Genomic DNA, 12,691 nt, shown 5'->3' on the forward strand with positions numbered 1-12,691 from the left:
CCGCCATGTACGAGCTGTCCCGGGTCCGCCTCTACTCCATCGGGCCGGCCGGTGCGCGCTACGCCGACACCGTGCTGGACCTGCGCGGAGTCGGTGCGCCGGTGCCCCAACCGGCCCCGGCGCAGGCGGACTTCTTCGAGGACGAACCGGTCGGGCCGCCGCGCCGCCCGGCCCCCGCGGGCGTCCTCTTCCTGGAGAACGGCGGCGGCAAGTCCGTCCTGCTCAAGCTGATCTTCTCGGTGATGCTGCCCGGTCACCGCAACACCCTCGGCGGTGCCAGCTCCGGCGTACTGCGCAAGTTCCTGCTCGCCGACGACTGCGGCCATGTCGCCCTGGAGTGGCAGCACACCCTCACCGGCGAGACCGTCGTCGTCGGCAAGGTCAGCGAATGGCGCGGCCGGCAGGTCTCCAACGACCCGCGGAAGTTCGCCGAGGCCTGGTACAGCTTCCGGCCGGGACCCGGCATGAGCCTGGACTCGCTGCCCGTCGCCGAGGCCACCATCGTCCGCCCCCGCCAGGAGGGCGGCGAGGGCACTTCCGGCGCCCAGGGCCGCCGCCGCACGATGAAGGGCTTCCGCGACGTCCTCACCGAGGCCGGGAAGAACTACCCCAATCTGGACGTCGTCTGGGAGGAGATCCACGAGCGCTGGAACGAGCACCTCGGCGGGCTGGGCCTGGACCCGGAGCTCTTCCGCTACCAGCGGGAGATGAACGCCGACGAGGGCGAGGCGGCCGGCCTGTTCGCGGTCAAGAACGACTCGGACTTCACCGACCTGCTGCTGCGCGCCGTCACGGACACCCGCGACACCGACGGTCTCGCCGACCTGGTCCACGGCTTCGCCCACAAGCTCGGCCGGCGCGCCGAGCTCACCGCCGAGCGGGAATTCACGGCCGGCTCGCTCGACCTGCTCTCCCGTATCGCCGACGCCGCCGAACAGCGCGAACGCGCCCGCGAGGTGCACGCCGGCGCCGAGCGCCGCACCCGCGGCCTGGCCCAGCGGCTGCACGCCCGCGCCACCGAGGAGCGCGGCCGCGCCGCCGAGCTGGCCGAACAGGTCGCCGCCGCGGCCCACCGCGTCACCGACGCCGAGCGGATCCGCGAGCGCCGCTCCCTGGTCTCCGCGGAACTCGCCTACCGGCACGCCTCGTTGGCGCTGGCCGCCGCGGAGAAGGGCGCCGCCGCCCAGCGCCGCGAGCTGAACGACGCCCGTACGCTGCACAGCGCCTGGCAGGCCGCCGAGATCGCGCTGCGCCACCGCGCCGCCGCCGACCGCTCCGCGCGGGTCGCCGCCGCCATCCGCGAGGCCGAGCGGGACGCCGCCCCGGCGCTCGCCGCCCGCGCCACCGCCGCCGCCGACCTGGTACGGGCGCTGCACGCGGCGGCCGAGGCCGGCGAGAAGATCGCCAACGAGGAGGAGGAGCGCTCCGCCGCCCTTCAGGAGGCCGGCGAGTCCGCGCACCGCGACGCGACCACGGCCGCCACCCACGCCCAGCGCGCCCGCAGTGAGGCCGACCACCTCAGGCAGCGGCTCGCCGAGGTCGCCGAGGAGACCGCCGAAGCCGTCCGGGCCGGCTGGCTGGACGACAGCGCCCCCGACGCCGACCCGGCCCGTGCCGCGCTCGCCGCCTCGGACGCCGAGAAGACCGCCGTCGCGGCCTGGGACGCGGCCCGGGAGACGGCGCGCCAGGCCACCGACCGCGCCCGGGAGGCCACCGCCCGGCACTCGGCCGCGGAGCTGGCGGCGGCCCGTGCCGAGGACGCCGCGCAGGCCGCCGGCCGCGCCTACGACGCCGAGCGCCGCGCGGCCGAGTCGATCGGCGCCGAGCAGCGCCTCGCCGAGCTCCTCGGGCTCCCGCAGTCCGAGGCGAAGTCCCCCGCGGTGCCCGGCCCCCGTACGGCAACGGACGGTACGGACCCGGGCGTCCCCCGCCGCCCCGGCGGCGCCGGACCGCTGACCGCCGAGGAGCTGGACCGCAGCGCCGACGCATTGCGGGAGCTGCTGGAGGAGGGCGTCGCCGCCGCCGAGCGGCAGCTGTTCGACCTGCGGACGGCCGCCGCCGACGACGCGCGGATCCTCGGCGCGCTGGGCGACGGCGGGCTGCTGCCCCCGGGGCCCGACGTGCTGGCCGCCGTCGAGTACCTCGGTGAGCACGGCGTGCCCGCGCTGCCCGGCTGGCGCTATCTCGCCCAGTCCGTCGACCCCGCCGACCACGCCCGGGTGCTCGCCGCCCGCCCCGAGCTCGTCGACGGCGTGATCATCACCGACCCGGACACCCACGCCCGGGCGCGGGACGTCCTCGCCCAGGCCGCGCTGCTGCCGCGCTCCGCCGTCGCCGTCGGCACGGCCGCCGCGCTGCTCGCCCCCACCCCCGCCCCCGACGAGCGGGACACCGGCGTCTTCCTCGTCCCGCCGAACCCGGCGATGCACGACGAATCGGCCGCCGACGAGGAACGGCAGGCGCTGCGGGCCCGCGCCGTCGAGCGCGACGAGGAGATCCGGGCGCTGGCCGCCCGCCTCGCCGGGGACCGTGCGCTGGCCGCCCGCCTCGGCTCATGGCGTACGGGCTGCCCCGCCGGCCGGCTCGCGGAGCTGGCCGCCGCGGCGGACGGGACCCGTACGGCGGCGGACGAGGCGGCCGCCGAGCTCGCCGAGGCCCGTACCGCCCGTGCCGAGGCCGACGAGGTCGCGGCCGAGGCCACCGGGGTGCGCGACGAGCGGCAGGAGGCCGCGCAGCGCGCCCGGCGCGCCGCCGACCTGCTGGCCGGCCTCGCCCACCGGCTGCGCGAGCGCGCCTCCTGGCAGTCCCGGATGCGGGAACTCGCGGACGAGGCGGCCGAGTTCGAGGCCCGCGCCGAGGAGTGCGTGGACCGCGCGCGGGCCGCCGACGAGGACCGCCGGGCCGCCCAGCGGGCCGCCGACGACGCCCGCCGCACGGCCCGTGCGCTGCGCGCCGAGCGCGCCGAGATCGCCGGCGTACCGGACGATCTGAGCGAGGCCCCCGAGGGTGCGAACGCCTCGCTGCCCACGCTGCGCGAGGCCTACCGCGCCGCCTCCCAGCTCTACGAGAAGGTCGGGGTCGGCGCCGATCTGCGCGCCGAGCAGGCCCGCGCCGAGGGCGAGGAGTCGGCCGCGCTGGCCGAGCTGAACCGCCTCACCAACAAGGTCCGTACCCGCGCCGAGGCCCTCCTGGAGAGCCCGGACGCCGCCGACGGCCCGTCCCGCCAGGCCGCAGCGGCCCGCGCCGAATCGTTGGTGCAGATGCTGGAGTCCCGCGCCTCGGCCGCCAGCGAGCAGCTCGGCCGGCTGCGCGGCGAGGCCGAGCGGCTGGCCCCGGCCGACGGCAGTGCGCACACCGAGCTGCCCGAGGAGCTGGTGCCCGCCGACGCCGACCGCGCCAAGAAGCTGCTGCGCAGCGCGGCAGGTGAACTGGCCACCGCCACCGAGGCCCTGGAGGCCGCCCGCGCCCAGCACGAGGAGCTGCTGCGCGGCCACCGCGCGGCCGAGGACGCGGCCGGCGGCTTCGACGAGACCGCCGCCCTGCTGCGCGATCTGCTGCGCGACCACCAGGACACCGAGGACGGGGCGCAGACGCCGATCGAGCCGTACGCCGGTTCGCTCGCCGAGGCCCGCCAGGCCGCCGCCGAGTCCCGCCGCTCGCTGCGCGGCTGCGCCGCCGACCTCTCCGCCGCCGAGTCCGCGGTGCGCGAGGCCTCCGACGTCCTCGTCCGGCACGCCAACTCCACCCGCTACGAGCAGGTCCGCACCCCGGCCCGGCAGCAGATCCGCGAGCTGCCCGCCGCGGCCCTGCCGGACCACGCCGCCAAGTGGGCCGAGGCCTTCGCGCCGCGGCTGCGGGTGCTCACCGACGAGCTGGCGCAGCTGGAGCGCAACCGCGACTCCATCGTCGACCGGCTGCGCGGCCTGGTGGAGTCGTCGCTGACGACGCTGCGCTCCGCCCAGCGGCTGTCCCGGCTGCCCGAGGGGCTGGGGGAGTGGTCCGGCCAGGAGTTCCTGCGGATCCGCTTCGAGGACCCCGACCAGGCCACGCTCACCGAGCGGCTGGGCGAGGTCATCGACGAGGCGACCCGCTCGGCGGTCAGGAAGAACAGCGATCTGCGGCGCGACGGGATGTCCCTGCTGCTGCGGGGCGTCAGCGCGGCGCTGCAGCCGCGCGGGGTGGCCGTGGAGATCCTCAAGCCCGATGCGGTGCTGCGCGCCGAGCGGGTGCCGGTGGGTCAGATGGGCGACGTCTTCTCCGGCGGCCAGCTGCTGACCGCCGCCATCGCCCTGTACTGCACGATGGCGGCACTGCGCAGCAACGACCGGGGCCGCGACAAGCAGCGGCACGCCGGCACGCTGTTCCTGGACAACCCCATCGGCCGCGCCAACGCGACATACCTGCTGGAGCTGCAGCGTGCCGTCGCCGATGCGCTGGGCGTTCAGCTGCTCTACACCACCGGTCTGTTCGACACCACCGCGCTCGCCGAGTTCCCGCTGGTCATCCGGCTGCGCAACGACGCCGACCTGCGCGCCGGCCTGAAGTACATCAGCGTCGAGGAGCATCTGCGCCCGGGCCTGCCGCAGCAGGACGCGTCCACGGAGGCGGTGCACGGCCAGATCACGGCCACACGGATGTACCGCCGCCCGGAGGAGCCCGCCCCCGGGGCGGCGGACGAGCCCGCCGGGTGACCCACCGGCGCGGGGAGGGCGCTGCCGACGCTCACAGCACGGTGCGGCCGGCGGTCACAGCACCACGACCGAGCGCAGTACCTCCCCGCGCCGCATCTTCGCGAAGGCCGCTTCGAGGTCGTCGAGCCCGATGGTCTCGCTGACGAAGCGCTCCAGATCGAGCTTGCCGCTCAGAAACAGATCGATCAGCACCGGGAAGTCGCGGCTGGGCAGACAGTCGCCGTACCAGGAGGACTTCAGCGCGCCGCCGCGTGCGAAGAGGTCGATCAGCGGCAGCTCGATCCGTGCGTCCGGGGCGGGCACCCCGACCTGGACCAGCGTGCCGGCCAGATCGCGCATGTAGAACGCCTGCCGATAGGTCTCCGGGAGGCCCACGGCGTCGATCACCACATCGGCGCCGTGTCCGGCGGTGAGCGCGCGGACCGCCTCGACGGGGTCCGTACCACGGGAGTTGACGGTGTCGGTGGCGCCGAACCGCTCGGCCGCGTCCAGCTTGCCGTCGTCCAGGTCGATCGCGATGACCCGGCGCGCCCCGGCCCGGGAGGCCCCGGCGATGGCGGCGTTGCCGACCCCGCCGCAGCCGATGACGGCGACGGTGTCACCGCTGCCCACGGCTCCGGTGTGCACGGCCGCGCCGTATCCGGCCATCACCCCGCAGCCGATCAGGCCCGCCGCCTCCGGTCGCGCTGACGGATCGACCTTCACCGCCTGTCCGGCGGCCACCAGCGTCTTCTCGGCGAACGCGCCGATGCCCAGGGCCGCCGTCAGCGCCGTCCCGTCCGAAAGCGTCATCGGCCGGGCGGCGTTGCGGGAGTCGAAGCAGTACCAGGGGCGGGCGCGCCGGCAGGAGCGGCACTGTCCGCACGGTGCCCGCCAGGCGAGCACCACGTAGTCGCCCGGCGCCGGCTCGGTGACGCCGGGGCCGACGGCCTCGACGACACCCGCCGCCTCATGGCCGAGCAGATAGGGGAAGTCGTCGCCGATCGCGCCGTCGCGATAGTGCAGATCGGTGTGGCACACCCCGCAGGCCTGTACGGACACGAGCACTTCGCCCGGACCGGGATCGGGCACGAGGATCGGCAGCACCTCGACGGGCGCGCCCTTCTTGAGCGCGACGACGGCGCGGGCTTCGTGCGGCATGTCTCACTCCTAAAACAGCGCCTGCGGTGACGGCAGGGGCGGGTGACGCAGGTGAGGTGGCACGGATGCCGGTGGGGGAGTGGTGCGCTGCGCTGGGAACGGGACGGTGGTGGAGGGCGCTCCACCACCGTCTCTGGTGTTGCCTATAACGCGCTGGGTTGCGCGATAGGAGACATGCTGGAAGTCCGTCAGGGATCCGTCAAGGGGCGGTTTCCGCCCTGGGCGCCGGGGCGCGCCGGCCCCGCGGCGCCCCGGCACCTCAACCCGCGTACCCCATCCGCCGGGAGAGCTCGGCGGCGGCCTTCGCGGAGCGCTCCGCGAGCTCGGGCAGCAGCTGACGCTCCATCCGGTAGGCCGGTCCGGAGACGCCGATGGCCCCGATCACCGCGCCGTCGTGCGCCCGTACCGGCGCCGCCACCGCGTTCAGCCCGATCTCCAACTCCTCGCTGGTGCAGGCGAATCCGTCCGCCAGCGCGGAGACCAGCTGCTCGCGCAGACCGGCCGCCGTGGTCACGGTGTGCTCGGTGAACCGCGCCAGCTTCCGGGCCACCAGGCTCTCCCGGCGCTGCTGCGGCAGATGGGCCAGCAGCACCTTGCCGCTGGCGGTGGCGTGCAGCGGGGTGCGCCGGCCCAGCCAGTTGTACGCGGTGACCGCGGCGGCGCCCCTGGCCTGCATGATGTTGACCGCCGCATCACCGTCCAGCACCGCGATGTTGGCGGTCTCCCCGGTGTCGTCGGCCAGCGCCCGGCACACCGGCTGGCCCTCCTGGGAGATGTCCAGCCGGATCGCCGCGGCACCGGCCAGCCGCAGCACCCCGGCGCCCAGGAAGTACTTCCCGCGCTCCCTCTCCTGCTCCACCAGCCCGCGGTTCTCCAGCACCCCGAGGATCCGGAACGCGGTCGACTTGTGGACGCCCAGCTCCTCGGAGATCTCGGTCACCCCGGCCTCGCCCAGCTTGGCCAGGATCTCCAGCACGCTCACCGCGCGGTCCACCGACTGGACGGAGCCCGCCCCGCCGCGCCGCTCCTCGGACCGGTCGTCCGCCGTATCGCTCGTGTTCGCCATGGGTCTTTGCGTCACCACCCCGTCGCCCCCGACGGGCATGCCTGGGGGCATCTGCCGGGGAACATTGACGGCCCGCTCCCCGCCTTGGATTCTGTTGCGCATCGCGCGCCGTGATGCGTTATTCACAACGCATGATACCGATCAGCGCGAGCGGGGCCAGATTCGCGAGCGGGACCAGATTCACGCGGCGGCGCGGTCCACCCGTGGCGGGTCCTCCCGCGAGGCGCGCCGCTCCTGCCGGCGCGCCCGGCGCCGCTCACGGCGCAACTCCCGGGCCGTGCTGCTCGGCTGGGACCGCACCCCGTTGCGCTGCACCCAGACCTGGCGGGTCACCCAGACGTCGAGCACGGCCCAGGTGGCGACCACGGTGCTGGCGACCGTGCTGAGCACCGAGGGGAAGGCGAGCCAGGAACCCGCCAGCGTGCTCAGGAACGCCACCATGGCCTGCACCAGGGTGACCGCCACGATGATCACGGCGCGCACCGCCGCCGTACGCACCGGATCCGCCATCCGGGGCCGGACCGCCGGCTCCTCCTGCCACAACGGTCGCCTGCCGGTGTCCATGAACGCGTCACACTCCCCGCTTCTCCCCGTGTGTCCGGCTCCTTGGAGGTGCCCGGATCCCTCCGGGCGCACTCTCCGGGTTCCGTACGCCGTCCCCCTCCATGGTCACGCACCGCGGCGGGGCAGGGTTACCCGGGGTAGAGCAAAACCGGCCAACTGTCCGGACGCCGCCCCTGATACGGGTGGGGCTCGCGCGCCCGGGAATGCGGGCGGGTTGTCCGGGAATCGGCGGACAACGTAGGACGATCCCGCCGCGAGGCCTTCCGTGACGTCACGCGAAGCCTTCGGGTTGGTCACCCGACAGTAGTAGGCTCGCGCCGTTTGTTGACGGAACACCACCCCCGTGCACCGGGGTTGACGTGGGGGAGGCCATGCGCTTTCGCGGGAAGTCGGTCCGCCGGAAGATCGTGGCGTTGCTGCTCGTACCGCTGGTGTCCCTGACGTCCATGTGGGCGTTCACGACCTATATCACCGGGCGTGAGGCCAACCAGCTGCTCGACGTCGGCAACGTCGTACAGAACGTGGGCTATCCGGTCGAGGACGTCGTCCAGGCCCTGCAGCGCGAGCGCCGGCAGAGCCTGCTCTACCTCGCCGACCGGCGCGACGCCGACGCGGCCGGCGCACTCCGCGGGCGGACCCGGGCCACCGACGAGGCCGTCGGCCGGCTGCGTGCCGACGCCGAATCCCGCGATGTGCACGAGGACTTGACCGGTGACGCCGGGGAACGGATGGACGGCCTCCTCAAGGGCCTGACCACGCTCGGGGTGCTACGCGCCCAGGTCGAGGGCAACACCGTCACCCGCGACGAGGTCCTGGAGAGCTACAACTCCCTGGTCGACCCCGGCTATGACTTCCTCGCCGCGCTCCACGCCCTGGAGAACGTGGAGATGGACAAGCAGGGCCGCGCGCTGGTCAACATCACCCGTGCCCGTGAGGCCTTCTCCCGCGAGGACGCCCTGATGTCCGCGGTGCTCGCCTCCGGCAGCATGAGCAAGCACGATCTGCGCGCGCTGTCCGACCGGGTCGCAGAGCGCCGGGTCCTCTACGGCACCAACCTCCCAGCCCTGCCGTCCAAGGACCGCGGACTCTACGAGGACTACTGGCGCTCCGCCAAGGCCCGCGAACTGACCTCCTACGAGGACCGGGTGATCGCCGCCGGTGCCCGCACCGGACCGCAGGCGATCAACGCCGAGCGCTGGCACACCGCCGCGGACAAGGTGCTCGGCGACCTCGAACGGATGGGCAAGGAGGCCGGCGGCCGCTACCAGGAGCGCGTCGCCCCGGTCGCCACCCGCATCCTGCTCAAGGCGGCCGTCGCCGGTGTCCTCGGCTTCGTCGCGCTGCTGGTCTCGGTCATCGTCTCCTTCCGCATCGGGCGACGCCACGTGCGGGACCTGACCCGGCTGCGCAAGACCGCCCACGAGGTCTCCGGCGTACGGCTGCCGAGCGTCATGCGCCGGCTGGCGGCCGGCGAACAGGTCGACGTGGAGACCGAGGCGCCCCTGCTGGAATTCGGTCCGGACGAGACCGGCCAGGTCGGCCAGGCGCTCAACACCCTCCAGCGGGCCGCCGTCGAGGCCGCCGTCAAGCAGGCGGACATGCGCCGCGGCGTCTCCGAGGTGTTCGTCAACCTCGCCCGGCGCAGCCAGGTCCTGCTGCACCGTCAGCTGACGCTGCTGGACGCCATGGAGCGGCGCACCGAGGACACCGACGAACTCGCCGACCTCTTCCGGCTCGACCACCTCACCACCCGAATGCGGCGGCACGCCGAGGGCCTGGTCATCCTCTCCGGCGCGGCCCCGTCCCGGCAGTGGCGCAAACCGATCCAGCTGATGGACGTGGTGCGCGCGGCGGTCGCCGAGGTCGAGGACTACGAGCGGATCGAGGTGCGCCGGCTGCCGCGGCTCGCGGTGGACGGCCCGGCGGTCTCCGACCTCACCCACCTGATAGCCGAGCTCCTGGAGAACGCCACGGTCTTCTCGCCGCCGCACACCGCCGTGCAGGTGCTGGGCGAGCGGGTCGCCAACGGCTACACCCTGGAGATCCACGACCGCGGTCTGGGCATGGCCCCGGACCTGCTGCTGGAGGCCAACCTCCGGCTCGCCGAGACCCCCGAGTTCGAGCTGTCCGACACCGACCGGCTCGGGCTGTTCGTGGTCAGCCGGCTCGCCCAGCGGCAGCACGTACGGGTCTCGCTGCAGCCGTCGCCGTACGGCGGCACCACCGCCGTGGTCTTCATCCCGGGCGAGATCCTCACCGAGACCTCCGACGGCGGCCGGGAGGAGGACGGGCCGGGGGCCGACGCGCTGCCCGGCGGGCCGGTCGGCAACGAACTGGAGCACGCCGCGGGCAAGTTGGCCGCGCTCTCCCAGGCGCCGGTCCCGCTCCCGCAGCGGGAGCGGCGTTCACCGGTCGTCCTCGACGGACCGGTCGAGCTGGAGGCGCCACTGGAGCTGGGCGCGCCGGGCCCGCACGAGGACGAGGACGGCCTCTTCCGGGGCGGCGACCGGACCAGGGATCGGAACAGGGACCGGACCAGGGAGCGGGGGCGCGACCGCCGGGCGCCGGGTGACACGGAGTCCGGACCGGGCGCCGGGCCGCGTGGCATCGCCCCCGTGCCGCCCGTCCCCGACGGCGAGCAGCACCAGCAGACCCGGGACCAGGCGCCCGGCGGCGGGCTCGTACCGCTGCCGCGCCGCCCCCGCCCGCCCGTCCTGGTCTCCGATCACGGCAGGACGGTCGACGGCCGCGACACGGGCGGGGACCGCGACGCGGGCGGGGACCGCGACGCGGACGGAGGCCGTGCTTCGGATGGGGGCCGCGGAGCGGACGGGGATCGTGCTCCGGCCGGGAAGCCGCCCGCCGACCGCTCCGCCCCGGACACCCCCTCGTCCGCCGGGGCCACCCCGCCCCAGGACGCGCCCGCGCCGTCCACCACGCCCCAGGGGCTGCCCCGCCGGGTCCGGCAGGCCAGCCTCGCGCCCCAGCTCAAGGCCGAGCCCGGCGGGCAGCCCGCGGCGGAGCGCCGGACCGCGGAGCCCGCGGACGACCGGGACGCCGAGGCGGTCCGCGCCCGGATGGCCGCGCTCCAGCGCGGCTGGCAGCGCGGCCGCCGAGACAACGGCGAGGAGCCGCGCGCGAGCGCAGCGCCACCGGCCGGGGACGCGGCGACCGGGGAGCCGGCCGCCGCTGGCAGCACGGCCCCGGACACCACACGCCGGGACACCACACGCCGGAACACCACCAGACCGGATGCCCGGGACGGCGCCGCGCACGACGACGGCGACCCGGGCACCGCAGCACCACCAGGAACCACATCGGGAGGGGACGGTCCATGACCGCACCGAAGGCAGCAGCGTCCACCGCATCGGTCTCGGCGAGGGGATCCGGTGAACTGAACTGGCTCCTGGACGAACTGGTCGACCGGGTGGGCTCCATCCGCAAGGCCCTCGTGCTCTCCAGCGACGGCCTGGCCACCGGCGCCTCCAAGGACCTGACGCGCGAGGACGGCGAGCATCTGGCCGCCGTCGCCTCCGGCTTCCACAGCCTGGCCAAGGGCGTCGGCCGGCACTTCGACGCCGGGCAGGTCCGCCAGACCCTGGTCGAGCTGGACGACGCGTTCCTGTTCGTCAGCGCGGCCGGCGACGGCAGCTGCCTGGCCGTGCTGGCCGACGCGGACTCCGACGTCGGGCTGATCGCGTACGAGATGACCCTGCTGGTCAAGCGCGTGGGCGCGCACCTGGGCACCGCGCCCAGGTCCGGCCTCCCCATCTGAGCGCGACGACGGTGACGCCATGAGGGATCAGGACGGCCGGACGGCGCGGGACCGGGAGGCGGCCCGCTGGTTCGACGACGAGGCGGGCCCCGTCGTCCGGCCGTACGCCATGACGCGCGGGCGCACCCGTACGGCCGCGGAGGGGCGCCTGGACCTGATCGCCCAGGTGATCGCCGAGAGCCGCGCGCCGGAGACGATCGACGACCAGACGCTGTCGCCCGAGCACCTCGACATCGTCGAACTGTGCCGGCAGGCGCCGCTGTCGGTCGCCGAGCTGGCGGCCGAACTCGATCTGCCGGTCGGCGTCGTACGGGTCCTGATCGGCGATCTGCTCGATGCGGAGCTGGTCCATGTCAGCCGGCCGGTGCCACCGGCCGAGCTGCCCGACGAGCAGGTGCTGCGCGAGGTGATCGACGGCCTGCGCGCCCTCTGACAGGCCCTATGCGCCGTCGTCGCCCGGTTTCTTCCGGCGCGGCGGCGGCCACTGCTCTGTGGGCGTGCCCGACTCCAGCTGGGAGACCGCCTCCGTCAGCTGGGTGACGACCCGCTGGATCTCGCGGTGGGTGGTGCGCCGCTCGGTGACCACCGCGGCGAGCAGCAGCGCGGTCAGCGCGGTGATCCCGTTGAACGCCTGCAGGGTGACCATGTTGGTGAAGAGGTCGTGATGGGCGAACGGCCCCGACCGCTCGGCGGCCGCCACGATCGCGACGGTCGAGACGAGCAGTGCGCACGGCGTGGCCCCGGCCCGCTCGAAGCGGAACGCGGCCCAGATCAGGCACGGCGAGACGAGGAAGAGCAGATTCATCGAGCTGCTCACCGCCAGGTAGGTCACGGCCAAGGTGGCCGCTGCCAGGAGCACCGCCTCGGCGCACCGGTAGACGCGCAGACCGCCCCGCTGCGGCCACCGGAGCGTGCTGAGGAGCAGCAGCACCGGCGTGATCACCAGCACCCCCATCGCGTCGCCGGCCCACCACACCGCCCACGTCGGCCAGAAGTCCGCGGTCGGCAGCGCTCCGGAGAGCACCAGGGCACCACTGCCGATGGTCGAGCTGACCAGCATCCCGGTCAGCGCGCCGAGGCCCACCAGCGCGACCGCGTCGCGCAGCCGGTCCATCTGCGTGCGGAACCCCGCCCGGCGGAGCAGCCGCCACGACAGCACCGGCCCCAGGGTGTTGCCCGCGACGATCACCAGGACCACGAGCAGCGACGGTCCGAGCGACACATTGACCAGGAACGCGCCGAGGGCGATCCCCGGCCAGACCCGCCGGCCCAGCAGCAGCAGCGCCGCCAGGGCGATACCGGTGGGCGGCCACAGTGGGGTGACCTGCCCCCGGACCAGTTCCTGGAGGAGGCCGAGCCGGGCACCGCCGTAGTAGGCACCGGCGACCACGAGGATCTGCACGGCCGTGCCGCCGTGCCGCCTGAGCCGCTCGTTGTGCGCCACACCCGCCTCCG

General features: G+C 74.8%; 8 protein-coding genes. 4 read left to right on the top strand and 4 right to left on the bottom strand.

The window, feature by feature from the left end; translation table 11 throughout:
- Window positions 1-5 precede the first annotated feature (5 nt).
- Complete coding sequence (locus ACWD6P_RS05265) at window positions 6-4,691, top strand: hypothetical protein (RefSeq protein WP_451442670.1); 4,686 nt, start codon at window positions 6-8, stop codon at window positions 4,689-4,691.
- 54 nt (window positions 4,692-4,745) lie between these two features.
- Here ACWD6P_RS05265 and ACWD6P_RS05270 read toward each other — a convergent pair whose 3' ends face one another.
- The 3 genes from ACWD6P_RS05270 to ACWD6P_RS05280 form a co-directional block, all read right to left on the bottom strand.
- On the bottom strand, window positions 4,746-5,831 hold the full coding sequence (locus ACWD6P_RS05270) for an S-(hydroxymethyl)mycothiol dehydrogenase (protein ID WP_451442671.1): 1,086 nt from the start codon (window positions 5,829-5,831) through the stop codon (window positions 4,746-4,748).
- Between the two features lie 259 nt (window positions 5,832-6,090).
- The gene (locus ACWD6P_RS05275) at window positions 6,091-6,897 is read right to left on the bottom strand and encodes an IclR family transcriptional regulator (protein WP_451442672.1); all 807 of its coding nucleotides are present in this window, start codon (window positions 6,895-6,897) and stop codon (window positions 6,091-6,093) included.
- A 180-nt stretch (window positions 6,898-7,077) separates the two neighbouring features.
- A complete protein-coding gene (locus ACWD6P_RS05280) occupies window positions 7,078-7,461 on the bottom strand; it encodes a hypothetical protein (RefSeq protein ID WP_451442673.1) in 384 nt (127 codons plus the stop codon).
- Window positions 7,462-7,832: 371 nt separating this feature from the next.
- Between ACWD6P_RS05280 and ACWD6P_RS05285 the strand changes: the two genes are divergently transcribed.
- The 3 genes from ACWD6P_RS05285 to ACWD6P_RS05295 are packed head-to-tail and all read left to right on the top strand — an operon-like array spanning window position 7,833 to window position 11,669.
- Window positions 7,833-10,799 (top strand): nitrate- and nitrite sensing domain-containing protein, encoded by a 2,967-nt coding sequence (locus ACWD6P_RS05285; RefSeq protein WP_451442674.1) that lies wholly within the window; start codon window positions 7,833-7,835, stop codon window positions 10,797-10,799.
- Window positions 10,796-11,236 (top strand): roadblock/LC7 domain-containing protein, encoded by a 441-nt coding sequence (locus tag ACWD6P_RS05290; RefSeq protein ID WP_451442675.1) that lies wholly within the window; start codon window positions 10,796-10,798, stop codon window positions 11,234-11,236. The genes ACWD6P_RS05285 and ACWD6P_RS05290 overlap by 4 nt, the downstream gene beginning before the upstream one ends.
- Before the next feature lie 19 nt (window positions 11,237-11,255).
- Window positions 11,256-11,669 carry a DUF742 domain-containing protein gene (locus tag ACWD6P_RS05295; RefSeq protein WP_451442676.1) on the top strand — a complete coding sequence of 138 codons (414 nt, stop codon included), beginning with the start codon at window positions 11,256-11,258 and terminating at the stop codon, window positions 11,667-11,669.
- A gap of 6 nt (window positions 11,670-11,675) precedes the next feature.
- Here ACWD6P_RS05295 and ACWD6P_RS05300 read toward each other — a convergent pair whose 3' ends face one another.
- On the bottom strand, window positions 11,676-12,680 hold the full coding sequence (locus ACWD6P_RS05300; protein WP_451442677.1) for an MASE1 domain-containing protein: 1,005 nt from the start codon (window positions 12,678-12,680) through the stop codon (window positions 11,676-11,678).
- Window positions 12,681-12,691: the final 11 nt, after the last annotated feature.

The sequence above is a fragment of the Streptomyces sp. NPDC002446 genome (genome assembly GCF_053595675.1).